Raw genomic sequence first — 24,120 nt, forward strand, 5'->3', positions numbered from 1 at the left:
ATGGACTGGCTTTCAATCTTCAACAACGCCGCGGGCGAGCTCATCAGCCCGACCACCGCGGCCTACGCCCTCGCCGCGATCGGCCTGAGCGTCCACTTCGGCTACGCGGGTCTGCTCAACTTCGGTCAGGCGGGCTTCATGGCCGTCGGCGCGTACGCCTTCGCGATCGCGACGCTGTCGTTCTCGGCCCCCGTGTGGCTCGCGATCCTGGTCGCGATCGTCGCCTCGGTGCTGTTCGCGTTCCTTCTCGGCATCCCGACCCTGCGACTGCGCGCCGACTATCTCGCGATCGTCACCATCGCGGCCGCCGAGATCGTGCGCTACGTCGTGTCGACCGTCGGCCTGACCAACGTCACGGGCGGCTCGCAGGGCCTCAACGGGTACAACCGCGAGTTCCAGGCGCTGAACCCGCTGCCGGCCGGTACCTACGGCATCGGGCCGTGGACCTACTCGGCGAACGACTGGTGGGTCCGCATCTTCGGCTGGGGACTCGTCATCATCGCGACCCTGCTCGTCTACGTGCTCATGCGCAGCCCCTGGGGCCGTGTGGTCAAGGGCATCCGTGAAGACGAAGACGCGGTGCGCAGCCTCGGCAAGAACGTCTACTCGTACAAGATGCAGGCGCTGGTGCTCGGCGGTGTCATGGGCGGCCTCGCGGGAGTGATCTTCATCCTCCCCCGCGCCGTGCAGCCCGGGAACTACGGCACCGCGCTCACCTTCTTCGTCTGGACCGCACTGCTGCTCGGTGGCGCCGCCACCCTGCTCGGACCGATCGTGGGAGCAGCCCTGTTCTGGGTGCTGCTGTCGCTGTCGAACGGCATCATCGTGGGGCTCCGCGATGTCGGCATCCTGGGCTTCATGTCCACCACCCAGGCGGGCCAGGTGCGCTTCATCCTCGTCGGCATCGGACTGATGCTCCTCGTGATCTTCCGACCACAGGGCATCTTCGGCAACAAGAAGGAGCTGTCGTTCAATGTCTGACACCACCGTCACCCATCCGCTCGTCAAGGGCGAGGTCGGACCCGGCTGCGCCAAGGTCGACCCGATCGTCGTCGCCGACGGCGTCACCCGCCAGTTCGGCGGCCTGAAAGCCGTCGACGTCGAGCACCTCGAGATCCCCCGCGGGCAGATCACCGCGCTGATCGGCCCCAACGGTGCCGGCAAGACCACTCTGTTCAACCTGCTGACGGGCTTCGACAAGCCCAACACCGGCCGGTGGAGCTTCGAGGGGTCGAACCTGGCCGGGGTGCCCGCGTTCAAGGTCTCGCGGCAGGGCATGGTGCGCACGTTCCAGCTCACCAAGTCGCTCGGGCGCCTCTCGGTGCTGCAGAACATGCTGCTGGGCGCCCGTGGGCAGAAGGGCGAGAACATCTTCCGCGCCCTGATCCCCTCGATCTGGCGCTCGCAGGAGAAGGCCAACACCGAACGGGCCGACGACCTGCTGCGCCGCTTCAAGCTCGACGCCAAGCGCGAGGACTTCGCCGCGTCGCTCTCGGGCGGCCAGCGCAAGCTCCTCGAGATGGCCCGCGCGCTCATGAGCGACCCCAAGCTCGTCATGCTCGACGAGCCCATGGCGGGCGTCAACCCGGCGCTCACGCAGAGCCTGCTGGGTCACATCCTCAACCTCAAGAGCGAGGGGATGAGCGTGCTGTTCGTCGAGCACGACATGCACATGGTGCGTCACATCTCGGACTGGGTCATCGTCATGGCGGAGGGTCGCGTGGTGGCCGAGGGGCCGCCCGAGACCGTCATGACCGACCAGGCCGTCATCGACGCCTACCTGGGCGCGCACCACGACACCGATCTCGGCGACATGACCACGTCGCAGCTCGAGACCATCCAAGCCGAAGCCGCCGCCGAGGCGGAAGCGGAGCTCATCGCCGACGAGAAGGACGGGAAGCTCTGATGTCCGACACCGCAACCGCCACGCGCACCGCGGTGCTGCGCACCGACGACCTGGTCGCCGGGTACCTGCCCGGGGTCAACATCCTCAACGGCTGCACGGTCGACGCCTACCAGGGCGACCTGATCGGCATCATCGGCCCGAACGGCGCCGGCAAGTCGACGCTGCTGAAGGCCATCTTCGGCCAGGTGAAGATCCGTGGCGGCTCCGTGCTGCTCAACGGCGAAGACATCACCACGCTGAAGGCCGACAAGCTCGTGGGCAAGGGCGTCGGGATGGTGCCGCAGAACAACAACGTGTTCCCGAGCCTGTCGATCGAAGAGAACCTGCAGATGGGGCTCTTCCAACGCCCCAAGGCCTTCGCGGAGCGCTTCGAGTTCGTCACGGGGCTCTTCCCCGAACTCGGCAAGCGTCGCCGCCAGCGGGCGGGGTCGCTGTCGGGCGGTGAGCGGCAGATGGTCGCCATGGGCCGCGCGCTCATGATGGACCCGTCGGTGCTGCTGCTCGACGAGCCCTCGGCCGGCCTGTCGCCCGTGCGTCAGGACGAGACGTTCCTGCGCGTCGCCGAGATCAACCGCGCCGGCGTGACCATCATCATGGTCGAGCAGAACGCCCGCCGCTGCCTGCAGATCTGCCACCGGGCCTACGTGCTCGACCAGGGCAAGGACGCGTACACCGGCACCGGCCGCGAGCTGCTCACCGATCCCCGCGTCATCGAGCTGTACCTCGGAACGCTGGCCGCCGACGAGGACGCCAAGCGCGACCACCAGGAGCCCCCGGCCTGATCCCACGTCGATACACCGCGAGCGCGGCGCTCACCCTGGTGGGCGTCGCGCTCGCGGCATGCGCGGGGGCCCCTCCCGCGCCTCCCCCGCTGTCTGTCGCGCTCGTGCAGCAGCGGGGCGACATCGTCTCGGGGCGCGTGCAGCTCCGCGTCACGAACACCTCGGATGCCGCGGTCACCGTGACCTCGGCGGTGCTGCGCTCGCCCCTGCTCGCCGCGACGGGCGGCGGAGACACGAAACGCCCCGAGACGCTGCAGCCGGGGCGCACGATCGATCTTCCCGTCGCACTCCCCGATTCGCGCTGCGATCCGGAGGCCGCCGACGCCGCCCCGGAAGCCGTGCTCGACGTGAGCGACGACCGGGGAACGCTCGAGCAGACCGTGGCGGTCGACGACGCCCTCGGGGTGCTCCCCCGCCTGAGCGCGACGCGATGCGACCGCGAGGCCCTGGCATCCGTCGCCCGCGTCTCGGCCACCGCGGTGTCGGTGTCCGGCGACGGGACCGCCGCTCTGCTGCTGTCGATCGAGCCGACTCCGGATGCCACCGCGGGCAGCGTCGAGCTCGTCTCCCTGCGCGGGACCCCGCTGCTGCGCTTCCCGCAGGGCACGGAGGCGCCTCTCGGCCTCACCGTCGCCGGCGGCGACGCCCCCACGACCATCGCGGTGCCGGTCACGCCGATCCGTTGCGACGCCCACGCCATAGCCGAAGACAAGGTGGGCACCCTGTTCGACCTCGTGGCGCGGGTCGACGGCCGGGACGTCGTCGTTCCGCTCGACCGGCCGCAGGCGGTCGCCGATGCCCTGCTCGCCTTCACCGCCTCCGTCTGCGGCCTGACGCCCTGACGCCGGGTCCGAGGCCGCGGAGGGCTGCCGCCGGCCGCGCCGGGCCCTCCGAGGCCCCGGGAGCCTGTGGCACGCCGGGACACGGATGCCGGCGCGGCACCGATCCGGCCCGCACGAACGCCGAAGGGCCCGGATCCTGGCGGATCCGGGCCCTCGTGCGGTGTCAGGTCACTCGTTGAGCGAGCCGAACTCCGTGTTCAGCAGGGTGTACTTGTTGTCGGCACCGTACTGGTAGATGCCGATGTACGCCTCGGTCGGGTCACCGTTCTCGTCGAAGGTGATCGGGCCGGAGACGCCGTCGTAGTCGACGTCCGTGCCCTCGTTGATGAGCGCGAGGCAGTCGGCGAACGTCGTGCACTTCTCGCCACCCTCGGAGACGGACTGCATGTTGTCGCGGATGGCCGTACCCGAGTCGTCCTTCGCCTGCGCCGCAGCGAGGGCGGCGACGATGACGGCGTCGTAGGACTCCGGCGCGTAGCTGAAGTCGGTGAGGGCGGGGTCGACCTCTTTCAGGCGCGACTGGAACGACGTGTCGGCCGGGTTGCCGGGGAGCGTTCCCTTGGCGCCCTGCAGCGTGCCGGCGGCGAACTCGTACGAGTTCGACAGGTTGCCGTCGACGAAGTAGACCTTCGACGCCGGGAAGCCCTGCGTGCTGACGAGCTGCGGGATGATCGACGACGTCTCTTCGAACGCGATGATCGCGACGGCGTCGGGCTGCGACGCGAGCACCTGGTCGACCTGCGACGTGAAGACCGTGTCACCCGGGTTGTAGGGAACCGCGACCGAGACCTCGCCACCGGCGGCCTCGATGGCCTTGGTCGCGTTGTCCTTGAGGCCGATGCCATAGGGGTCGTTGATGTAGATGACGCCGACGTTGGCCGCGCCGTCACCGACCATCAGGTTGCCGAGCACGCGGCCCTGCAGCACGTCGGACGGGGCGGTACGCCAGTAGTACCCGTCGTCGGCGTAGGTGGTGAAGTCCGGCGACGTGTTCGCCGGCGAGATCTGCACGACGCCCGCGTCGACCAGCTGGTCGACGAAGGTGAAGGACACACCCGACGAAGCCGCACCGATGACGACATCGGCGCCGGCGTCGACCAGCTCGGTGGCGGACTGGGTCGCGATGTCGGTCGTGGTGTCACCCGAGTCGCGCTCGGTCAGCTCGGTCGTGAACGGGAACGCGTCGCCGGTGGCTTCGATGTCCTGGATCGCGAGCTTGACACCCGCGACCTCGGGCGGGCCGAGGAAGGCGAGGTTACCCGTGGCCGGGAGGATGGTGCCGACGTGGAAAGTCCCGTCTGCAGTTGACACGGCGCCGCCGCCGGACGATGCACTGGGGGCAGCGGCGTCGTTGCCGCCACCGGCGCAACCGGCGAGGACGAGCGCGCTGGCACCGATCAGGGCGATGCCGCCGATGACCTTGCCAGTGCGCGTACGTGTGATGACGCTCATAGTGCTCCTTGCTGTGAATGAACGTTGGGCAGCCCACGAGGACCGCCTGGTGTCCTAAACCTAAGCCGCCGCGCGTTTTCTGCGTGTTGCCGTTCGTTAACGATGTGAGTCGTCGCGATCACGGCCGCATAACGGTTTCACACGGCGTCGTCACGGTGCACTAGGAGATATGTCGGCAGGGACGACAAACGCATGATCTGGCCGGTCAGACGGGCTCCGCCACATCGACGACGACGCGGCGCTGTCGGCGCGACGCGACGACCGAATCGACGCTCAGCATGATCAACGCCACCCAGACCAGGGCGAAACCGATCCACCGCTCGAGGGTCATGGCCTCGCCGAGCACCCACACCCCGATCGCGAATTGGATGATCGGCGCCACGAACTGCAGCAACCCGATGACCGTGAGGGGCACGCGACGGGCGCCCGAGGCGAACAGCAGCAGCGGCACGGCCGTGACCGCCCCCGCAGCCAACAGCAGCACCGTGTGCAGCGTGCCCGCCGTGCCGAGGGTGAGACCGCCGAACGCCGCGACGACGGCCAGCTGCACGCCGGCGACGGGCAGCAGCCACATCGACTCCAGCGTCAGGCCGCTCACCGCATCGACCGAGGGCCCGATCTGCTTCTTGACCAGACCGTAGAAGCCGAACGAGAAGGCCAGCGTCAGCGCGATCCACGGGAAGGTGCCGTAGCCCACCACGATGACGACGACCGCGGCGACGGCGATGCCGATCGCGATCCACGGCAGCACCCGCAGTCGCTCGCGCAGCACCAGCACCCCCAGCAACACCGTCACGATCGGGTTGATGAAGTAGCCGAGGCTCGTCTCGATGACGTGGTTCGTGAGGGCACCGTAGAGATACGTCTGCCAGTTGACGTAGATGAGCACGCCGGCCACGGCGGTGAGCGCCATGAGCCGCGGTTGCCGCACGATCGCCAGGAACGGGCGCCAGGCGCGCAGCACGGTGAGCAGCACCAGGCAGAAGACGAAGGCGAGAAGGATCCGCCACGCCACGACCTCGAACGGACCGGTGGGCTTGAGCTGCAGGAAGTAGAGCGGCAGGACGCCCCACAACAGGTAGGCACCGAGGGCGTAGAGGGCACCGCGGGTACTGCCGCCGGAGACAGGAGGGGCGGCGGGGGTCACCGATTCAGCCTACGCGCGGGGCGACGCCGCGAGCCGCCGTTCCCCACCGCTTTCCTGCCACCTCGCGACGCGGGGCTGACGGAACGACGAAGGCCCCGCATGCCGGAGCATGCGGGGCCTTCGTGCAGGACTGCGCGATCAGCGGACGACGACCGCCAGCACGTCGCGAGCCGAGAGCACCAGGTACTCGTCGGCGCCGAACTTGACCTCGGTGCCGCCGTACTTGCTGTAGAGCACGCGGTCGCCGACGGCGACGTCGAGGGGGACGCGGTTGCCGTTGTCGTCGATACGGCCGGGTCCGACGGCGACGACCTCGCCCTCCTGCGGCTTCTCTTTGGCGGTGTCAGGGATGACGAGACCACTCGCGGTGGTCTGCTCAGCCTCGACCTGCTTGATGACGATGCGGTCCTCGAGCGGCTTGATGGAAACCGACACGGTCTACCTCTTTCTCGTTACAGAAGACTTGTCAGCACTCACACGGGGAGAGTGCTAATTCGAGTCTAGGGAAGCACTGGCACTCACGCAACGCGAGTGCCAACACAATCGCCCGCTTAGGCTGAATCGGTGGATACCCGCGAGCTCACCGCCCTGCTGACGCCCGACGGCCTCCGCCTGCTCGACGAGGTGGGCGGCATCGAGTCCACCGATGACGCGGCCCGAGCCGTCTCTCGACTCCGCGCGGCCGGGCACTCCCCCGATCTCGTGTCGGCCGTCGTCGGTCAGGCACGTCTGCGGGTGCGCGGAGCGGCCAAGTTCGGCCCGTTCGCCGAGCGCATGCTTTTCACCCGCGCCGGCCTCGAGCAGGCGACGCGCCTGTCGATCGCCGCCCGCCACGCCGGACGCTTCCGCGCGGCCGGTCTCGACCGCGTCGCCGACCTCGGCTGCGGCATCGGCGGCGACGCCCTCGGACTGGCGGGGCTCGGCATCCGGGTGCACGCCGTCGACGCCGACGAGGTGACGGCCGCGATCGCCGCGTACAACCTCGCCCCCTTCTGCGAGACCGTGACCGTCGCGCACGGCCGCGCCGAAGACACCGACCTCGATCAGACGGATGCCGTCTGGCTCGACCCGGCACGCCGCACGGCCGGGCACTCCGAGACGCGGCAGGTGTCGTCGAGCGAATGGTCGCCCTCGCTCGAGTGGGTCTTCGCTCTGCTCGAGAGCACGCCCGGGGGCGTGAAGCTCGGCCCGGGTTTCGATCGCGAGCGGATTCCCGACGACGTCGAAGCGCAGTGGATCAGCGCCGACGGGTCGACCATCGAACTGGTGCTGTGGTCGGGAGTGCTGGCCCGCGAGAACGTGCGCCGGGCTGCTCTCGTCGTGCGCGGATCCGACGCCTGGGAGCTCACCGCCCCCGCCGACTCCCCCGACGTCGAGCAGCGCGAGCTGGGCGCCTTCGTGCACGAACCCGACGGGGCGATCATCCGCGCCCGGCTGATCGGCGAGGTCGCCCGCGCGCTGCAGGCGGGCATGCTCGCGCCCGGCATCGCCTACCTCACGTCGGACGCCGCCCTCACAAGTCCGTTCGTGTCGTCGTTCCGCGTGCGGGAAGAGCTCCCGGCCGACCCGAAGAAGCTCGCCCAGGCCCTGCGTGCGCGCGGCATCGGCACCCTGGAGATCAAGAAGCGCGGCGTCGACGTCGACCCCGCCGCACTGCGCAAGAAGCTGTCGCTGCGCGGCGACGAGTCGGCGACCCTGCTGCTCACCCGCATCGGCTCGAAGCGGCTCGCGCTGCTGGCCGATCGGGTGTGAGCCCGGTCGTCACACGACGGCGAGCTGCGAGAACCCCCAGATCAACCACCCGGCGCTGAACGCCACCGACGTCAGCGCGAGCGCGAGCGCCCACGCGGCGACGCGACGACTGTCGTGCGCGCGGCGCAACGACACGATGGCGATGATCGCCGCGAGCGCTCCGAGCGGCAGGAGCCAGCCGGTGAACAGGGCCGCCCCGAGGGCGAGGATCGAGACGCCGAGCGCCCACGGCGCCAGGGACCGCGGGGTGGGCGGCGCCGGCGGGACGTAGGGGATGACGTGATCGCCGAAGGCGGCCATCTCGAGCTGCGCCGTGGGCAGGCGCTCCGGGTCGCCCTCGTCGTCGCGCCGAGCGGACGCCGCCGCCTGGGTGATGGCGGCGCGCAGGTCGTCGGCGGGCTCGACGCTCTCGGCGACCTTGCGCGCGCGCCGCGTCGGCGGGGCCGCCTCGCTCATGCGACGCGTCCGGAGCCCGGCCCGGGGGCCTCGGCATCGGGATCCTCGGCGACCTGGATCTCGGTCACCGGCAGCGTGGAGTCGGCGCCGAACGCCAGGGTCGAGGGCCGGCGCCCCGACGAGATGAGCTCCGCGGCGAGGGCGGCGATCATCGCGCCGTTGTCGGTGCACAGGCTCAGCGGCGGGATGCGCACGGCCACACCCGCCGCCGCCGCGCGCTCGAGGGCGACGTCGCGCAGGCGCTTGTTGGCGATGACCCCGCCGCCCAGCAGCAGGCGCGGGACGTCGTGGCGCGCACACGCGTCGAGGGCCTTGGTCACGAGCACGTCGACGACGGCTTCGCGGAACGACGCCGCGACGTCGGCGACGGGCACCGGCTGCCCCGCGGCCTCGTGCTGCTCGACCCAGCGGGCGACGGCGGTCTTGAGGCCCGAGAACGAGAAGTCGTAGCGGTGGGATGCCATGTCGGAGGCGCGCGACATGCCCCGCGGGAACCGGATCGCGGTGGGATCGCCCGAGGCTGCCGCCCTGTCGATCTCGGGGCCGCCGGGGTAGGGCAGCTTCAGTAGTCGGGCGACCTTGTCGAACGCCTCGCCCGCGGCGTCGTCCATGGTCTCGCCGAGCAGTTCGACGTCGCTGGTGAGGTCGCGCACGAGCAGCAGCGAGGTGTGCCCCCCGCTGACGAGCAGGGCGACGGTGGGGTACTCGAGTTCGGCGGCGTCGTCGTCGAGGATGTCGGCGGCGATGTGACCGACCAGGTGGTTCACGGCGTAGAGCGGCTTGTCGAGGGCGACGGCGAGGCCCTTCGCGGCCCCCACCCCGACCATCAACGCACCCGCGAGGCCGGGACCGCTGGTGACGGCGACCGCGTCGAGCTCGGCGAGCGTCACGCCCGCCTCGGCGAGCGCGGCGTCGATCGAGGGCTGCAGCGCCTCGAGGTGCGCGCGGGCGGCGACCTCGGGGACGACGCCGCCGTAGCGGGCGTGCTCGTCCATGCTCGAGGCGATGGTGTTGCTCAGCAGCGTGCGACCGCGGACGATGCCGATGCCGGTCTCATCGCAGCTGGTCTCGATGCCGAGCACGAGGGGCGCGTCCATCAGCACCAGCCCTTTCCGGTGGCGGGGGGAGCGGGGGTTCCGGCTCCGTCGGCGGGCTCGGGCGCCGGGGTGGCCGAGACGGCGGCGGATCGATCGGATCCCTCGGCGGGCTCACCGCCCCGGGTCTCGGCGCGGCGGGTGGCCCACCCGCGCAGGTCGAGCTGCATCACGAGGGCGTCGACGTCGTCGGGCTGGTAGTAGCGCGGACGCCGGCCGACCTCGGCGAAACCCTCCGAGGCGTACAGGGTCTGGGCGACGGGGTTGTCGGCGCGCACCTCGAGGAACACCTCGTGCACGTCCCGCCGCACGGCCTCGTCGAGCAGCGCCGTCAACAGGGCCCGGCCGCGACCTCGGCCCCGCGCCGTCTCGGCGATCGTGATGGTCTGGATATCGGCATCCCGCGCGCCCCGCGCGGCGCGCAGGCCGGCGTAGCCGACGAGGCGGCCGGCCTCTTCGACGACGACGTACCACCCGTGCGGTGAGACGAGCTCCTCGCGCATCATGGCGGGACTCCACGCGTCGGTGGGGAACGACGCGTGCTCCAGTGCCATGATCGCGTCGAGGTCGGCCGAGGTGGCGGCGCGCGTGGGCATCAGCTCACCCGCTTGGGCGCGTGGGCGGCGACGACGTCGGGGCTGCGCAGGTACAGCGGCTCGCCGTCGGCGAGGGTGCGGCCGGCGTCGAGCGCCCGCGCGGCGGCGAGCGCGATCATGGCGGCCGACACCGCGGTGGCGTCGTAGCGGCGTGCCCCGGCGGCGGCGAGGCGTTCGTCGAGCTCGTCGCGCGGGCTGAGAGCGGCATCCGTGACGCGCACCGGCAGCCCGTCGTCGTCGAGGCCGTCGTAGATGCTGAAGGCGAACTCCTTGCGGCGCGCGTCGGTCACCACGGCGAAGCGGCCGGTGTCGGTGCCCGTGAGGGCGTCGGTCAGCAGAACGCCCAGCGCGACGCCGTCGTGGCTGGGGACGGGGACGGCGGGGATGCCGCGCCCCAACGCGTACACCCGCGCGGTCGCGATGCCCACGCGCAGGCCCGTGAAGGGGCCGGGACCCATGCCGATGGCGACGTGCGTGGGCGCGGGGGCGACCGCGCTGGCCCGCCTTAAGAGGTCGCCGATGACCTCCGCGTGTCCGAGCGGATTGCTGCTGTGCTCGTCGACGAGCACCTCGCCGTCGCGCGAGATCGCGGCCACGGCGGTGCCGAGCGAGGTGTCGATGCCGAGAATCACCGTTCCAGCGTATCCGGCACCTCCCCTGTGCCATCCGACTTCGTCGTCCGCTCCGAAGAGAGGGCATGGATGCCATCGACCTCGACCTGCGCCGTGTCGTCGTCCCCACGGGGGTGGGGCCGATCGTGGCGCACGCCGGGCGTGGTTCGGGCAGTCCGGTCGCGACCGTGCTGCTGCACGGTGCCGCCGGATCGTGGCACACCTGGGAGCCGATGATCGCGGCCTCCGATGCTCTCGGGCTCCCGTTGTCGGATATCGTCGCGCTCGACCTGCCCGGCTGGGGCGAGTCACCGGGACCCGTCCCCGATCCGGCCGAGCTGGCGGTCGCGATCGCGGCGGTGGCCCGCGCGCTGGGGTATCCCCGGTGGCGGGTGGTCGGGCACTCGCTCGGCGGGGTGATCGCCCTCGACATCGCCGCACGCTTCCCGCGCGAGACGGTGGCCGTCGGTGTCGTGTCGCCCAGCGGGGCGGGCGCACGCGCGGTGACGCGGCGCCCGGTCTCCGGCGCCGTACGGCTCCCGTGGCTGGCCGGCATGGTGGTCGCGATGCGGGTGCTGCGAGGTCTCGGGCCGCTCGCTGGGCCCCTGCTGCGCCTGCTCCGCCGCACGGGGGCGCTGCGCACGCTGTCGCGGCCGCTGTTCCGGCATCCGGAGCACGTCGACCGCGAAGTCACCGATGCCCTGGCGACCGAGATCCGCCCCGCGGCCTTCCTCGCCGCCGCGCGCCTGTCACGCACGCACGACGACGGGGTGTGGCGCCGCATCGCGTGCCCTGTGAGGTCGGTGCGCGGATCGCACGACGTCTTCGTCGCCGCGCGCGATGCGCGCACCTGGGGGCGACTGATGCGCGACTACGACGACCGTGTGCTCGACGACAGCGGGCACTTCGCCCACGTCGAACAGCCCGTCCTCACCCTGCGGGCCCTGCGCGAGGTGTGGGCCGCCGACCGCGCTCCGGCGCGACGCCGCTCCGACGCGCGCGCCTGAGCCTGGTCGGCGGACGGGCGAGGGGTCGCACCGCCGCTATCGCGCGATCGGCAATCGCAGCGTCACGACGGTTCCGGCTCCCTCTCGCGAGCGCAGGTCGACATCGCCCCCGTGACGGCGCAGGATCGTGCGCACCAGCGACAGGCCGATCCCTGATCCGGCGACATCGCGGGCATTGGCCGCGCGGGCGAGGTCGTCGAAGACGTGCTCCTGCGCGTCGGCCGGGATTCCGCGACCCGTGTCGGCCACCTCGACCACCACCGCGCCGGCGTCTTCGCGCAGGCGGACCTCGATCGGTCCGTCGGTCGAGAACTTCACGGCATTGGCGAGCACGTTGTCGACAGCGAGGGCGAGAAGGTCGGGATCGGCCGGCAGGGGCGGCACGGCCCACGGCACCCGCTCGGCGACGATGCGGATGCGCCCCCGCGTCTCGGGACGCTGGTCGTGCACGGCGTCGACGGCATCGCGCACGAGCATCTCGAGGTCGACCGGCTCGGTCTCGAGCGGGCGGGTCTCGATCTCGGCCAGTTTGCGCAGATCGCCGACGAGGGCCGCGAGTCGCCGCGCCTGCCCGTCGATCACGGCCACGTGAGCGGGCGCGGTGGCGGGATCGACGCCGGCGAGGGTGGCGCGGATGGCCGTGATGGGGTTCTTCAGCTCGTGGTCGAGGCGGGCGAGGAACCGGCGGTGCTCCTCACGCTCGGTGGCCCGGCCCGCCGCCCACGCCTCGGCGCTCTGACGCGCGCGCGACGCGGCGACGCGCCGACGCCGCGCGCCGATGAGCAGCACGACACCGATCACGGCCGAGACCACGACACCGAGCAGCAGGACCACCGCCGGAAGGGCGGTCGCCACCGTCACGACCCGGCGCTCGCCCGCCAAGGCCATCACTCCCGCGGTGAGGGCAGCGAGGAGCACGGGGGCGCAGACGGCACCGATCCGCACCGCGCGGCTCACGGGGTCACCACCGCGTGCACGAAGCGGTACCCCGCGTTCTGCACCGTGTCGATGAAGCGCGGCGCGCCGGGGTCGTCGTCGAGCACGCGGCGCAGCTCGGCGACCCGGTGGTCGACGGCGCGCGTGCTCGTGGCGACCTCGAACCCCCACAACGCCGAGAGCAGCCGGTCGCGCGTGTGCACCTCGCCGGGGTGGGTCATGAGATAGTCCAGCAGCATCACGGCCTTGGGGGTGAGGGAGAGCTCCGCCCCGCCCAGCCACACCCGCCGGGCGGACCGGTCGAGCTCGAGCGCACCCGCGCGCACCCGCGACGACGCGCTCAGGGGACGCTCGCCGGGAACCGTGCGCCGAAGTACGGCGCGCACGCGCGAGAGCAGCTCCTGGGGATCGAAGGGCTTGTTGAGGTAGTCGTCGGCCCCCTCGTCGAGGGCGGCGCTGCGCTCGTACGACTCCCCCACCTGCGTCAGCAGGATGATCGGCAGCCAGCGCCCCTCGGCACGAACGCGTCGCACGAACGCGCGTCCGTCGACCCGCGGCATGATGACATCGCACACCGCGAGCGAGACATCGGCATCCGCCAGCAGGTCCAGCGCCTCCTGCCCGTCGGCGGCGACGATCACCCGGTACCCGCTGCGTTCGAGGAACGCGCCCAGGCCGGCGCGGATGGTCTCGTCATCGTCGACGAGCAGGATGCCGGGACGCTCGTCGCCCGTCATGAGGTACGCGTCGCCAGCAGAGGGATGCCGACCGACACGGCGACGACGAAGACGACGCCGATCACCGCGGCGGCGATGGCCAGGTACCCCAGCACGAGTCCCGCGATCGCGAGGGCACCGCCGCCGTCGCCGGTGCGGCGGATCTGCGACAGCGCGATGTGGCCGAAGATCACCGGCAGCAGACCGAAGCCGCAGAGGCCCAGCACGAGGGCGGCGATCGCCAGGCCGTTCGTGCGACGCGCGGGCGGCGCCCATGCGGCCTGCGGGGCGCTCATCGCTCGTCCCGCAGCACGGTCGTCGCGACGCCGGTGTCGTCGACCCGCGGCGCGCTGCCGCGCCAGACGACCGTGTTCACGTCTCCGCTGACGGAGAGGTCGGTCAGGGCCTTCGCGTACACGACCAACCCGTCACCCGTGACGGTGAGCGTCGACACGTCGTCGAGGATCACGACCGCCGCGAAGCCCGACACGGTGACGTCGTCGCAGGCCCCCTCGACCCGCACGACCCTTCCGTCGTCGGGGATGACGAGACCGGGGGTGCACGCGATGGTCGAGTCGGCCAGGGCGATCGCTTCGTCGCGGGTGCGCAGGTTCGAGGTGCTGTCGACGCCGGCAGTCGGGGCCGTCGACGTCGGGGCGGCGGGCGGTGCCGTGCGAGCGGGCGCCGCGGGCGCGGCGGTGGTCGCCGCCGGCACGGGCGTCGAGATCACGGCATCCTGGCCCTCGTCGACGCGGATCGAGCAGCCGGCGAGCATCCCGGCGACGAGCCCCGCGGCGAGCAGGGAGAGGGCGGTTCTGCGCATGTTCAGCCTCCGAATGAGGGGACGAGGATCTCGACCCGGCGATTGAGTTGCCGACCCGCGGGGTTGTCGACCCCGTCGAGCTCGTTGGCGGCGACCGGACGCGACTCACCGTAGCCCTCGGCCGTCCAGGCCACGGGCGTGGCGCGTTCGGTCAGGGCGGCGACGACGGCTCGCGCGCGCCGCTCCGACAGGTCCTGGTTCTCGGCGTCGGTGCCGATCGCATCCGTGTGCCCCGAGACGGTCGCCGCCGGCACCCGGCCGTCGATCAGCACGGCCGCGAGCGCGTCGAGCACGGCGGCGGCATCGGCGCGCAGCTCGGCCGAGTCGAAGTCGAACAGCACGGCGTCCGAGAGCGTCAGGGTCGTGCCGCAGCTCGCGACCGGGGCGAGGGCCGCCAGCGGCGGGAACACACCCAACCGCGGCACCGGGGGCAGCGGGTCGACGGTCACGGGCTCACCGTCGACGCGGCCGGTGCCGTCGCCGAAGTTCTGCACCGTGAGGGTGCCGTCGGTGTACGTCCCCGCTCCGTCGCCGAAGTTCTGGATCGCGACCTCGCCCGACCGGTACGTCCCCGACCCGTCGCCGAAGTTCTGGATGCTCTCGTCGCCGTGCGTGGAGGTTCCCGACCCGTCGCCGAAGATCTGCACCTGGCGCGACGCGTCGACGTACGTGCCCGAACCGTCGCCGAAGTTCTGGATCGCGACCTCGCCCGACCGGTACGTCCCCGACCCGTCACCGAAGTTCTGGATCTCGACACCGTCGATCGTCGTGGTCCCCGAGCCGTCGCCGAAGTTCTGGACGGTTCCGTCGGCGCCGGTGTACGAGCCGGAACCGTCGCCGTAGAGCACGGCCGTGCCGGCCGACGTGGACACCTGGCCGGGGGTCCCGCACGCCGCGGAGGCCACCGTCACCCCCGGCGCACTCGACAGCGTCGACGCCGCCGAGATCGTGAACGCCGACGCCGAGCCGCCCAGCAGCGACAGGTCGGGCAGCACGAACAGGGGCACGGGCGGGATCTCGCCGACGTCGTAGCCGGGCACGCGAGCGGCTGAGGCCGCGGCCGCCGTCGCCGTGGACACGGGGGTGTCGGCGGCCGCCGACGACCTCACGGTCGACGGCACCGGCTCCGAGACGCAGCCGGCCAGGCTCATCACGACGACGGAGGCCGAGACGGCCGCGGCCAGGCGAACCGCCGTGGGGCGGAGCGCGGCGGGGAGGCGAGGGGATCGACTCATGGCATCCACCGTATTGAAGCGCCGCGCCGCCGTGGTCGCGGGGGTGTCGCAACCGTGTCGCGATTCCGCGACACGTCCCGTCAGGGTCGGCGCGAGATGGTCACGGTGCGCGGGGCGTCGGCGTCGAGCTCGACGGTGTGCACCGCGATCTCACCGCAGGCGTTGTCGACCCCGCGGCCGCCGGTCTGACGGTCGATCTCGATCTCCCACCACGTGTCGGCGAGGTACTCGGCCACCCCGCTCCCCCACTCGACGACGACGGCGGAACCCGCCACGTCGATGTCGAGGTCGTCGAGCTCGACCGCGGCTCCCAAGCGATAGGCGTCCACGTGCACGAGCGGCGTGCCGCCCCCGAGCGAGGGATGCGTGCGCGCGATCACGAACGTCGGGCTCTGCACCGGACCCCGGATGCCGAGTCCCTCACCGATCCCGCGGGTGAGGGTCGTCTTGCCGGCGCCGAGCGGGCCGGTCAGCACCACGACGTCGCCGGGAGCGAGCGCGCGCCCGACGGCGCGGCCCAGGTCCTCCATATCGGCCGGACCCGCGACCTCGCGCACGCCCAGCAGCTCGTCGGGAACGCTCACGCGCCCACCTCCCGCCGGGGGACCCGGACCCCCACGCGCGTGACGATCTCGTAGTCGATGGTGTCGGCGGCATCCGCCCAGTCCCGCGCCGACGGCACGCCCAGCGTCGGGTCGCCGAACAGCACGACCTCGTCGCCCACCGCGACCGGGTGATCGCCGACGTCGACGACGAACTGGTCCATCGCGATGCGACCGGCCACTGTGAAGCGTCGCCCGTTGATCGACACCGACCCCCGACCCGACGCCTGGCGGGGCACGCCGTCGGCGTAGCCGAGCGGAACGAGCGCCAGCGTCGTGTCGCTCTCGGTGCGGTAGTCGTACCCGTACGACACCCCGGTGCCCGCGGGCACGCGCCGTACCGCCGCGACGGCGCCGCGCAGCGTCATCGCCGGGCGCAGCCCCAGGTCGGCGGGCGTCCGGCCGTCGAACGGCGAGACCCCGTAGAGACCGATGCCGATGCGCACGCATCCGAGTCGCGCCTCGGGCAGGGCGATCGCGGCGTTCGTCGCCGCGATGTGGCGAAGCGGCGGGTGAAGACCGGCGGATGCCGCCAGGATGACACCCTCTTCGAACCGGGCGAGCGCGGCACGGTCGTCGGCCTCGCTCGTGTTGGACAGGTGCGAGAACAGCCCCACGACGCGCAGCCGCCCGATGCGCTCCAGACGGGCGGCCTCGGAGAACACCACGCGCCAGTCGGCCGGCGCGATGCCGTTGCGCGATAGACCCGTCTCGATCTTGAGGTGCACCGCCGCCGGGCGATCGCCCTGCGCCGCCTCGCCCGCGCGCAGAAGCTGGTCGATGTCGGAGATGCCGAGCTCGATGTCGTTTCGCACGGCCTCGCCGAACGCCGCGCCGGGCGCGTGGAGCCACGCGAACAGCGGAGCGCGGATGCCCGCTCGCCGCAGCGCCAGCGCCTCGTCGATGTCGGAGACGCCGATGCGGGCCGCTCCCCCGCGGAGCGCGGCGACCGCGGCACGGTAGGCGCCGTGGCCGTACCCCTCGGCCTTGACGACCGCGATGATCTCGGAGTCGGTGAGCTTTCGCAGGTGGCGCACGTTCTCGGTGATCGCGTCGACATCGATGAGCGCTTCGCGCAGCACGCCGGGTGCCATTCTCATACGGTGTCCTCTCGGGTGGTCTCGGGGGCGGATGCCGGGGGCCCGTCGATTGCGACAAGCTCGACGCCCGCGCTCGTCGGCGCAGGCTGCCCCGCCGCGATCGCACCGGGCGCCGGAACGACCTCGCTCGCTTCGGCGATGACGTACGCCGTCGCGAGGCCCGCATCGTGCGACATCGACAGGTGCAGCGCGGTGATCCCCCGCTCGGCGACGGTCGCGGCGGTCTCACCGCGGAGCGCGAACACGGGCCGGCCCGAGGGCTCGGACGCCACCTCGATGTCGGTCCAGTGCACACCGTCCGACCCGCCGAGCGCCTTGATCAGGGCCTCCTTCGCGGCGTACCGGGCGGCGAGCGAGCGCGGCTTGAGCACGCGCTCGGCCGGGGCGAACAGGCGGGGAAGCAGGCGCGGGGTGCGTGCGAGCGTCGCGGTGAAGCGCGGAACGTCGACCACGTCGACGCCGATTCCGACGATCATGCGCCCTCCCCTCGTGGCATCCTCTCCATTCTGCCGGTGCCGGCCGACATCGGCCGCGGCGGGCCGATCCGACGCGGGCCGAACTCCTGAGAAAAGGCGTCCAGGGCCGCTCCCGAGGTCGCTTCACCCTCAATCGAGCGAGAACTCAGGAGTTCGGCCCGGCTCGATCGGCGCTCCGCGATGCGAGGAACGACGAAGGGGCCGGATGCCACGGCATCCGGCCCCTTCGCACGAGACGACTACTCGACCGTCACCGACTTCGCCAGGTTGCGCGGCTGGTCGACGTCGAGACCCTTGGCCTCGGCCAGACTCATCGCGAAGATGTGCAGCGGCACGACCGCCAGCAGCGGCTCGAAGAGCGGGGCCGCCAGCGGAATGCGCAGCACCTCGTCGGCCGCGGGCAGCACGGCGACGTCGCCCTCTTCGGCGATCGCGATGACGCGGGCGCCGCGGGCGCGGATCTCCTGAATGTTCGAGACGACCTTCTTGTGCATCTCGCCCGAGCCGCGCGGCGAGGGCACGACGACGAAGACGGGCTGGCCGGGCTCGATCAGCGCGATGGGGCCGTGCTTGAGCTCACCGGCGGCGAAGCCCTCGGCGTGGATGTACGCCAGCTCCTTGAGCTTGAGGGCACCCTCGAGCGCGATGGGGTACCCCACGTTGCGGCCGAGGAACAGCACCGAGCGGGTGTCGGCCATCCAGTGCGCCAGCTGCTCGATGCGCGCCTGCTCGGTCTCGAGCACGCGGGCGATCTTGCCCGGAACGGCCTCGAGCTCGGTGACGGCCTCGACGGCGACGACCGGGTCGATGGCTCCGCGGACACGACCCACGTGCAGGGCGAGAAGATACAGCGCGGTGATCTGCGCGACGAAGGCCTTCGTCGACGCCACGGCGACCTCGGGTCCCGCGTGCGTGTAGACGATGGCATCCGACTCACGCGGGATGGTGGCACCCTGCGTGTTGCAGATCGACAGCGTCTTGGCCCCCCGCGAGCGGGCGTACTTCACGGCCATGAGCGTGTCCATGGTCTCGCCCGACTGGCTGATCGAGACGACCAGTGTGCGCGCGGACAGCACCGGGTCGCGGTAGCGGAACTCGTGGGCGAGCTCGACGTCGACGGGAACGCGGGTCCACGTCTCAAGCGCGTACTTGCCGACCATGCCGGCGTAGGCGGCCGTGCCGCACGCGATCACGAGGATGCGGTCGATGTCGGCGAGGAAGTCGTCGAGCCCCTCGAGCTCGGGGATCTCGACGCGGCCCTCGTGGATGCGACCGCGGATGGTGTTCGCGACGGCCTCGGGCTCCTCCGAGACCTCCTTGGCCATGAACGACGACCAGCCGCCCTTCTCGGCGGCCGACGCGTCCCACGTGACCTCGAAGGCCTCGACCTCGACGGGGGCGCCCGAGAAGTCGGTGACCTCGACACCGTCGGGCGTGATCGCGACGATCTCGTCCTGGCCGATGGCGAGCGCGTTGCGGGTGTGCTCGACGAAGGCGGCGACGTCGGATCCGAGGAAGTTCTCTCCCTCACCGAGCCCGATGACCAGGGGCGAGTTGCGGCGAGCGCCGACGACCAGGCCCGGGTGATCCTCGTGCATGGCGAGCAGCGTGTACGCGCCCTCGAGACGCGAGACGACGGCGCGGAACGCCTGCACCAGGTCTTTGGTACGGGCGTACTCGCGACCGATCATGACCGCGGCGACCTCGGTGTCGGTCTCGCTGCGGAAGGCGAAGCCCTCGCCGACGAGCTCGCTCTTCAGCTCGGCGAAGTTCTCGATGATGCCGTTGTGGATGACGGCGAGCTTGTCGTCGTCGGCCAGGTGGGGGTGGGCGTTGGCGTCGGTCGGGCCGCCGTGCGTCGCCCATCGCGTGTGGCCGATGCCGGTGGTGCCGTTCGGCATGGGCGAGGACTCGAGGTCGTCGCGCAGCACCGCGAGCTTGCCCGCGCGCTTACGCATGCCGAGCCCGCCCTCACCGTCGATGACGGCGATCCCAGCGGAGTCGTAACCCCGGTATTCCAGCCGCGACAGACCCGCCAGAAGAATGTCCTGGCTCTGCCGGGGACCCACGTAACCGATGATTCCGCACATGGGTCCGAGTCTACGTGGCGGGACTGAGCGAACCCCGTCGAAGCCCTCGCGCGCGGCGAGCCGCTCAGAGCTTGCGCAGCAGCACCGACTCGACGGTGTGGTCGGCGCCCTTCTGCAGCACGAGCTTCGCGCGGTGGCGCGTGGGGAGCACGTTCTCTTCGAGGTTCGGCAGGTTGATCTCGCGCCAGTACCCCAGGGCCCGCTCGACGGCCTCGTCGTCGCTGATGTCGGCGAAGACCCGGAAGAACGACGTGGGGTTGGTGAAGGCGTTGTCGCGCAACGCCAGGAAGCGGTCGACGTACCAGCGCTCGATGTGTGCCGCGTCGGCATCCACGTAGATCGAGAAGTCGAACAGGTCGCTGACGGCGACCTCGTTGGGCGACGGCGGCGGTTGCAGAACGTTGAGCCCCTCGACGATGACCACGTCGGGGCGGTGCACGCTCACGTGCGCGTCGGGCATGATGTCGTACCGCACGTGCGAGTAGAACGGTGCCCGGGCCTCGCCGGCGCCCGACTTCACCTCGCTGAGGAACTCCACCAGCGCCCGCCGGTCGTACGACTCGGGAAAGCCCTTGCGGTCCATCAACCCGCGTCGCTCGAGCTCGGCGTTGGGATAGAGGAAGCCGTCGGTCGTCACGAGCTCCACGCGGGGAGTGTCGGGCCAGCGGCTCATGAGTTCGCGCAGCAGGCGCGCGATGGTCGATTTTCCCACCGCAACTGAACCGGCGACGCCGATGACGAAGGGGGTCGTGGCGTCGGGCTCGCCCAGGAACTCGCTCGTGTCGGCGCCGAGTCGGCGGGTCGCCCGCGCATACAGGCTCAGCAGACGACTGAGCGGCAGATACACCTCGGCCACCTCGCGAGGGTCGAGGCGGTCGCCGATGCCCCGCAGCTGCACGATCTCGTTGTCGGTGAGCGGCTGCGCGATCCCCCCGGCCATGCGGGCCCAGTCGTCACGATCGATCTGGCGGTAGGGGCTCAGCGACGGCGCGGGAGCGGCGGTCTCGGCGGCGGACACCCGCCCATGCTACCGGCGTCGCCTTCCTCCCCCGCGGATCACCCCGTCACCGCGTGCCCCACTACGCTCGGACCGTGCGCCTGGGAGTCCTCGACATCGGTTCGAACACCGTCCATCTGCTCGTCGCGAACGCCCGGGCCGGAGGTCGTCCCACCGCGACGACCTCGCACCGCTCGGTCCTGCGCCTCATGCGGTATCTGCAGCCCGACGGGTCCATCTCGCCCGAGGGTGTGAAGGGCCTCGTGGATGCCGTGACCGCTGCCTGCGCGACGGCCAAGGCCGAGGGCGTCGACGAGTTGCTCGCGACCGCGACGTCGGCCGTTCGCGATGCGACCAACGGCGAGGCCGTCATCGCGCTGATCGAGGAGGCCCTGGGCCAGCCCCTGCAGGTGCTCGGGGGCGAGACCGAGGCGCGCTTCACCTACCTCGCGGTGCGGCGGTGGTTCGGCTGGTCGGCCGGGCAGATCCTGTTGTTCGACATCGGCGGCGGGTCGCTCGAGATCGCCGGCGGTGCCGACGAGCTGCCCGATCTCGCCGAGTCGGTGCCCCTGGGCGCGGGCCGTTCGACCGTGCAGTTCCTTCCGCACGATCCGCCGAGCGCCGACGAGATCGACGCGCTGCGCCAGCACGCCATGACGGTGCTCGCGCCGGTGGCCGAGCGCTTCGCCGCGCTCCCCCGTCCCGACCACGTCGTGGGCTCGTCGAAGGCGATCCGCTCGCTCGCGAAGCTCGCGGGCTACCCGGTGCCGGGGTGGTCGGGCATCGACCGCATGGTCCTGCCCCGGCGGGAGTTGAAGGACTGGATCCCGCGCCTCGCGCGCATCCCCGCCGACGCCCGCGAGGCCCTTCCCGGCATCACGGCCGATCGCACGTTCCAGATCGTCGCCGCCGCGATCGTGGTGGAGCGGGCGATGAAGGCCCTCGACGTCGAGGAGCTCGAGGTCTCTCCGTGGGCGCTCCGCGAGGGCGTCCTGCTGCGCTACATCGAGTCGCTCGAGTACTGACGCCGCGGCGTCGGCGTGCTCCGCCCCTCGTGTGAAGGGGCGTGAGCCCGCCGACGGGCCGGATTACAGCGCCAAGCGCTCCTGCACGACCTCGGCGAGACGGTCCGCGTGCGCGCGGGCGTCTTCTTCGGACGCGGCTTCGACCATGACGCGCACGAGCTGCTCGGTGCCCGAGGCGCGCAGCAGCACGCGGCCCGAGTCGCCCAGTTCGGCGGTGGACGCGGCGACAGCCTCCTGCACCGCGTGGTCGTGCACGCCGTCGCGATCGACGCCGCGCACGTTCACGAGCACCTGCGGGTACACCGTCATGATCGAGGCGAGCTCACCGAGCGTCTTGCCCTGTCGCGCCATCTCGGCGACGAGGTGCAGCCCGGTGAGCAGGCCATCACCCGTCGTCGCGAAGCGGCTCATGATGACGTGGCCCGACTGCTCGCCACCGAGGGAGTAGCCGCCCTCGTTCATGGCCTCGAGCACGTAACGGTCGCCGACGCCGGTCTGCAGGACCCGGATGCCATGGGCCTCCATCGCGCGGTGCAGGCCGAGGTTGCTCATGACCGTCGCAACGAGCGTGTCGTCGACGAGCGCACCACGCTGCTTCATCGCCACCGCGAGGATGGCCATGATCTGGTCACCGTCGACGATGTTGCCCTGCGCGTCGACGGCCAGACAGCGGTCCGCGTCGCCGTCGTGGGCGATGCCGACGTCGGCGCCGAGGCGCACGACGGCTTCGGCGAGCACGTCGAGGTGCGTCGAGCCCACGCCGTCGTTGATGTTCAGACCATCGGGTTCGGCGCCGATGACGGTGACCGTCGCGCCGGCGTCCTTGAACGTCTCGGGCGACACGCCGGCCGCGGCGCCGTGGGCGCAGTCGAGCACGACGTGGATGCCGTCGAGGCGGTGCGGCAGCGAGCCCAGCAGGTGCAGGACGTAGCGGTCCTCCGCGTCGGCGAACCGACGGATGCGACCGACGCCGGCCCCGGTGGGCTGCAGTCGTTCGCCCTCGAGCGCCTGCTCGATGCGCTGCTCGACCTCGTCGGGGAGCTTGGTGCCCCCGCGGGCGAAGATCTTGATCCCGTTGTCGGGAGCGGGGTTGTGCGACGCCGAGACCATCACACCGAAGTCGGCGTCATGGTCGGCGATGAGGAACGCGGTGGCGGGGGTGGGGATGACCCCGGCGTCGAGCACGTCGACGCCCGACGAGGCGAGTCCCGCAGCGACCGCGGCCGCGAGGAACTCCCCCGAGACGCGCGGGTCGCGCGCGACGACGGCGGTGAGGCGGCGGCCTTCGGCCTTCCGCGCCTCCGCCGAACGGCCCTGGCCCAGGACGACAGCAGTCGCCTGGGCCAGGTGCAGCGCGAGTTCGGCGGTGAGGAGGCCGTTGGCCAGCCCCCGCACCCCGTCCGTGCCGAAAAGAGGCATCCGGAGTTTCGAACTCAGCGCTTGGAGTACTGAGGCGCCTTGCGGGCCTTCTTGAGTCCGGCCTTCTTGCGCTCCTTGACGCGAGCGTCGCGCGAGAGGAAGCCGGCCTTCTTCAGGGTGGGGCGGTTGTTCTCTTCGTCGATGCCGTTCAGCGAACGGGCGATGCCGAGACGCAGCGCGCCGGCCTGACCCGAGGGGCCGCCACCGGAGATGCGTGCGATCACGTCGTACGAGCCCGCGAGCTCGAGCACCGTGAACGGGTCGTTGATCAGCTGCTGGTGCAGCTTGTTCGGGAAGTAGTCCTCGATCGTGCGGCCGTTGACCGTGATCGTGCCCGAGCCGGGAACCAGACGCACGCGGGCGATGGCCTGCTTGCGACGGCCGACGGCTGCGCCGGGAACCGAGAGAACGGGGCGCTCGGCCGCGACGACGGACTGCTCGGCCGGCGTCTCGGTGCTGTAGTTGCTGGGGTCGATGTTCGACACTGTTTCGTCCTTATCCGGCGGCGCTTACTGGGCGACCTGGTCGAAGGTGTAGGCCGTGGGCAGCTGAGCACCGTGGGGGTGCTCGGCGCCGCGGTACACCTTGAGCTTCTTGAGCTGCGCCGCGCCGAGGCTGTTCTTGGGCAGCATGCCGCGGATGGCCTTCTCGACCGCGCGGACGGGGTTCTTGTCGAGGAGTTCCTCGTACGTGACCGACTTGAGGCCGCCCGGGTAGCCCGAGTGGCGGTAGGCCTTCTTCTTCTGGAGCTTCTGACCCGTGAGCGCCACCTTTTCGGCGTTGATCACGATGACGAAGTCGCCCGAGTCGATGTGGTTGGCGAAGGTGGCCTTGTGCTTGCCGCGGAGGAGGACCGCCGCGTGCGAGGCCAGACGGCCGAGGACGACGTCGGTGGCGTCGATAACGACCCACTCGCGCGTGACCTCAGCGGCCTTGGGGGTGAAAGTGCGCGTCACAGTAGTGCTGCTTTCTTGTTCGAACGGAGGAGTTCGTGAATCCCGCTCCGGTGGTCCGTTCCCCGCCGATGACGGGGGAACAGGGCCGGTGGAGGGCTCA

26 protein-coding genes and 1 pseudogene are annotated in these 24,120 nt (G+C 71.4%); 7 read left to right on the forward strand and 20 right to left on the reverse strand.

The window, feature by feature from the left end; translation table 11 throughout:
- The 4 genes from BJP65_RS05735 to BJP65_RS05750 all read left to right on the forward strand — a co-directional run bounded on the left by BJP65_RS05735 (window position 1) and on the right by BJP65_RS05750 (window position 3,530).
- Window positions 1–981, forward strand: a complete 981-nt coding sequence (locus BJP65_RS05735; RefSeq protein WP_055936190.1) for a branched-chain amino acid ABC transporter permease — start codon at window positions 1–3, stop codon at window positions 979–981.
- Window positions 974–1,906, forward strand: coding sequence for an ABC transporter ATP-binding protein (locus tag BJP65_RS05740; protein WP_055833982.1), 933 nt, complete (start codon window positions 974–976; stop codon window positions 1,904–1,906). Before BJP65_RS05735 ends, BJP65_RS05740 begins: the two co-directional genes overlap by 8 nt.
- Complete coding sequence (locus tag BJP65_RS05745; RefSeq protein ID WP_055833979.1) at window positions 1,906–2,688, forward strand: ABC transporter ATP-binding protein; 783 nt, start codon at window positions 1,906–1,908, stop codon at window positions 2,686–2,688. The genes BJP65_RS05740 and BJP65_RS05745 overlap by 1 nt, the downstream gene beginning before the upstream one ends.
- Before the next feature lie 104 nt (window positions 2,689–2,792).
- A complete protein-coding gene (locus BJP65_RS05750) occupies window positions 2,793–3,530 on the forward strand; it encodes a hypothetical protein (protein ID WP_156784825.1) in 738 nt (245 codons plus the stop codon).
- Window positions 3,531–3,698: 168 nt separating this feature from the next.
- Here the strand turns inward: BJP65_RS05750 and BJP65_RS05755 are convergent, their stop codons facing one another.
- The 3 genes from BJP65_RS05755 to groES all read right to left on the reverse strand — a co-directional run bounded on the left by BJP65_RS05755 (window position 3,699) and on the right by groES (window position 6,564).
- The gene (locus BJP65_RS05755; protein ID WP_070408517.1) at window positions 3,699–4,982 is read right to left on the reverse strand and encodes an ABC transporter substrate-binding protein; all 1,284 of its coding nucleotides are present in this window, start codon (window positions 4,980–4,982) and stop codon (window positions 3,699–3,701) included.
- A gap of 205 nt (window positions 4,983–5,187) precedes the next feature.
- A complete protein-coding gene (gene rarD / locus BJP65_RS05760) occupies window positions 5,188–6,129 on the reverse strand; it encodes an EamA family transporter RarD (protein ID WP_055936180.1) in 942 nt (313 codons plus the stop codon).
- A 138-nt stretch (window positions 6,130–6,267) separates the two neighbouring features.
- Window positions 6,268–6,564 carry a co-chaperone GroES gene (groES, locus tag BJP65_RS05765; RefSeq protein WP_039394204.1) on the reverse strand — a complete coding sequence of 99 codons (297 nt, stop codon included), beginning with the start codon at window positions 6,562–6,564 and terminating at the stop codon, window positions 6,268–6,270.
- 129 nt (window positions 6,565–6,693) lie between these two features.
- Between groES and BJP65_RS05770 the strand changes: the two genes are divergently transcribed.
- On the forward strand, window positions 6,694–7,881 hold the full coding sequence (locus BJP65_RS05770; RefSeq protein WP_070408518.1) for a class I SAM-dependent methyltransferase: 1,188 nt from the start codon (window positions 6,694–6,696) through the stop codon (window positions 7,879–7,881).
- Window positions 7,882–7,890: 9 nt separating this feature from the next.
- Here BJP65_RS05770 and BJP65_RS05775 read toward each other — a convergent pair whose 3' ends face one another.
- Genes BJP65_RS05775 through tsaB form a run of 4 tightly spaced genes read right to left on the reverse strand, consistent with a single transcriptional unit; the run spans window position 7,891 to window position 10,659 of the window.
- The gene (locus BJP65_RS05775; protein WP_070408519.1) at window positions 7,891–8,337 is read right to left on the reverse strand and encodes a hypothetical protein; all 447 of its coding nucleotides are present in this window, start codon (window positions 8,335–8,337) and stop codon (window positions 7,891–7,893) included.
- Window positions 8,334–9,434, reverse strand: coding sequence for a tRNA (adenosine(37)-N6)-threonylcarbamoyltransferase complex transferase subunit TsaD (gene tsaD / locus BJP65_RS05780; RefSeq protein WP_070408520.1), 1,101 nt, complete (start codon window positions 9,432–9,434; stop codon window positions 8,334–8,336). Before tsaD ends, BJP65_RS05775 begins: the two co-directional genes overlap by 4 nt.
- Window positions 9,434–10,027 carry a ribosomal protein S18-alanine N-acetyltransferase gene (gene rimI, locus BJP65_RS05785; protein WP_070408521.1) on the reverse strand — a complete coding sequence of 198 codons (594 nt, stop codon included), beginning with the start codon at window positions 10,025–10,027 and terminating at the stop codon, window positions 9,434–9,436. Before rimI ends, tsaD begins: the two co-directional genes overlap by 1 nt.
- Complete coding sequence (tsaB, locus tag BJP65_RS05790; protein WP_070408522.1) at window positions 10,027–10,659, reverse strand: tRNA (adenosine(37)-N6)-threonylcarbamoyltransferase complex dimerization subunit type 1 TsaB; 633 nt, start codon at window positions 10,657–10,659, stop codon at window positions 10,027–10,029. Before tsaB ends, rimI begins: the two co-directional genes overlap by 1 nt.
- Before the next feature lie 65 nt (window positions 10,660–10,724).
- Here tsaB and BJP65_RS05795 point away from each other — a divergent pair, with 65 nt between their 5' ends.
- The gene (locus BJP65_RS05795) at window positions 10,725–11,645 is read left to right on the forward strand and encodes an alpha/beta fold hydrolase (protein ID WP_070408523.1); all 921 of its coding nucleotides are present in this window, start codon (window positions 10,725–10,727) and stop codon (window positions 11,643–11,645) included.
- Between the two features lie 36 nt (window positions 11,646–11,681).
- Here BJP65_RS05795 and BJP65_RS05800 read toward each other — a convergent pair whose 3' ends face one another.
- The 10 genes and pseudogenes from BJP65_RS05800 to coaA form a co-directional block, all read right to left on the reverse strand.
- Complete coding sequence (locus BJP65_RS05800) at window positions 11,682–12,602, reverse strand: sensor histidine kinase KdpD (protein ID WP_258027532.1); 921 nt, start codon at window positions 12,600–12,602, stop codon at window positions 11,682–11,684.
- Complete coding sequence (locus BJP65_RS05805; protein ID WP_070408524.1) at window positions 12,599–13,318, reverse strand: response regulator transcription factor; 720 nt, start codon at window positions 13,316–13,318, stop codon at window positions 12,599–12,601. The genes BJP65_RS05800 and BJP65_RS05805 overlap by 4 nt, the downstream gene beginning before the upstream one ends.
- Window positions 13,315–13,593: a DUF4190 domain-containing protein gene (locus BJP65_RS05810; RefSeq protein ID WP_055833947.1), complete on the reverse strand. Its 279-nt coding sequence runs from the start codon at window positions 13,591–13,593 to the stop codon at window positions 13,315–13,317. Before BJP65_RS05810 ends, BJP65_RS05805 begins: the two co-directional genes overlap by 4 nt.
- Window positions 13,590–14,120 carry a DUF3060 domain-containing protein gene (locus tag BJP65_RS05815; protein ID WP_070408525.1) on the reverse strand — a complete coding sequence of 177 codons (531 nt, stop codon included), beginning with the start codon at window positions 14,118–14,120 and terminating at the stop codon, window positions 13,590–13,592. The genes BJP65_RS05810 and BJP65_RS05815 overlap by 4 nt, the downstream gene beginning before the upstream one ends.
- A gap of 2 nt (window positions 14,121–14,122) precedes the next feature.
- Complete coding sequence (locus BJP65_RS16940; protein ID WP_070408526.1) at window positions 14,123–15,355, reverse strand: OmpA family protein; 1,233 nt, start codon at window positions 15,353–15,355, stop codon at window positions 14,123–14,125.
- Between the two features lie 80 nt (window positions 15,356–15,435).
- A complete protein-coding gene (gene tsaE / locus BJP65_RS05825) occupies window positions 15,436–15,939 on the reverse strand; it encodes a tRNA (adenosine(37)-N6)-threonylcarbamoyltransferase complex ATPase subunit type 1 TsaE (RefSeq protein ID WP_070408527.1) in 504 nt (167 codons plus the stop codon).
- Window positions 15,936–17,057 (reverse strand): alanine racemase, encoded by a 1,122-nt coding sequence (gene alr / locus BJP65_RS05830; RefSeq protein ID WP_070408528.1) that lies wholly within the window; start codon window positions 17,055–17,057, stop codon window positions 15,936–15,938. Before alr ends, tsaE begins: the two co-directional genes overlap by 4 nt.
- Window positions 17,058–17,185: 128 nt before the next feature.
- Window positions 17,186–17,533 (reverse strand): annotated as a pseudogene (locus BJP65_RS05835) (holo-ACP synthase); the annotation flags it as partial.
- Window positions 17,534–17,772: 239 nt separating this feature from the next.
- Entirely contained in the window at window positions 17,773–19,623 is a 1,851-nt protein-coding gene (gene glmS / locus BJP65_RS05840) for a glutamine--fructose-6-phosphate transaminase (isomerizing) (protein ID WP_055833929.1), read from the reverse strand.
- Window positions 19,624–19,687: 64 nt separating this feature from the next.
- Window positions 19,688–20,641, reverse strand: a complete 954-nt coding sequence (coaA, locus tag BJP65_RS05845; RefSeq protein ID WP_055833914.1) for a type I pantothenate kinase — start codon at window positions 20,639–20,641, stop codon at window positions 19,688–19,690.
- Between the two features lie 74 nt (window positions 20,642–20,715).
- Between coaA and BJP65_RS05850 the strand changes: the two genes are divergently transcribed.
- Window positions 20,716–21,645 carry a Ppx/GppA phosphatase family protein gene (locus tag BJP65_RS05850; RefSeq protein WP_055833911.1) on the forward strand — a complete coding sequence of 310 codons (930 nt, stop codon included), beginning with the start codon at window positions 20,716–20,718 and terminating at the stop codon, window positions 21,643–21,645.
- 63 nt (window positions 21,646–21,708) lie between these two features.
- Here the strand turns inward: BJP65_RS05850 and glmM are convergent, their stop codons facing one another.
- Genes glmM through rplM form a run of 3 tightly spaced genes read right to left on the reverse strand, consistent with a single transcriptional unit; the run spans window position 21,709 to window position 24,020 of the window.
- The gene (gene glmM / locus BJP65_RS05855) at window positions 21,709–23,064 is read right to left on the reverse strand and encodes a phosphoglucosamine mutase (protein ID WP_070408529.1); all 1,356 of its coding nucleotides are present in this window, start codon (window positions 23,062–23,064) and stop codon (window positions 21,709–21,711) included.
- A gap of 14 nt (window positions 23,065–23,078) precedes the next feature.
- Window positions 23,079–23,549, reverse strand: a complete 471-nt coding sequence (gene rpsI, locus BJP65_RS05860) for a 30S ribosomal protein S9 (protein ID WP_055833907.1) — start codon at window positions 23,547–23,549, stop codon at window positions 23,079–23,081.
- 24 nt (window positions 23,550–23,573) lie between these two features.
- Window positions 23,574–24,020, reverse strand: a complete 447-nt coding sequence (gene rplM, locus BJP65_RS05865) for a 50S ribosomal protein L13 (protein ID WP_055833904.1) — start codon at window positions 24,018–24,020, stop codon at window positions 23,574–23,576.
- Window positions 24,021–24,120: the final 100 nt, after the last annotated feature.

The sequence above is a fragment of the Microbacterium sp. BH-3-3-3 genome (genome assembly GCF_001792815.1).
Lineage (GTDB): Bacteria > Actinomycetota > Actinomycetes > Actinomycetales > Microbacteriaceae > Microbacterium.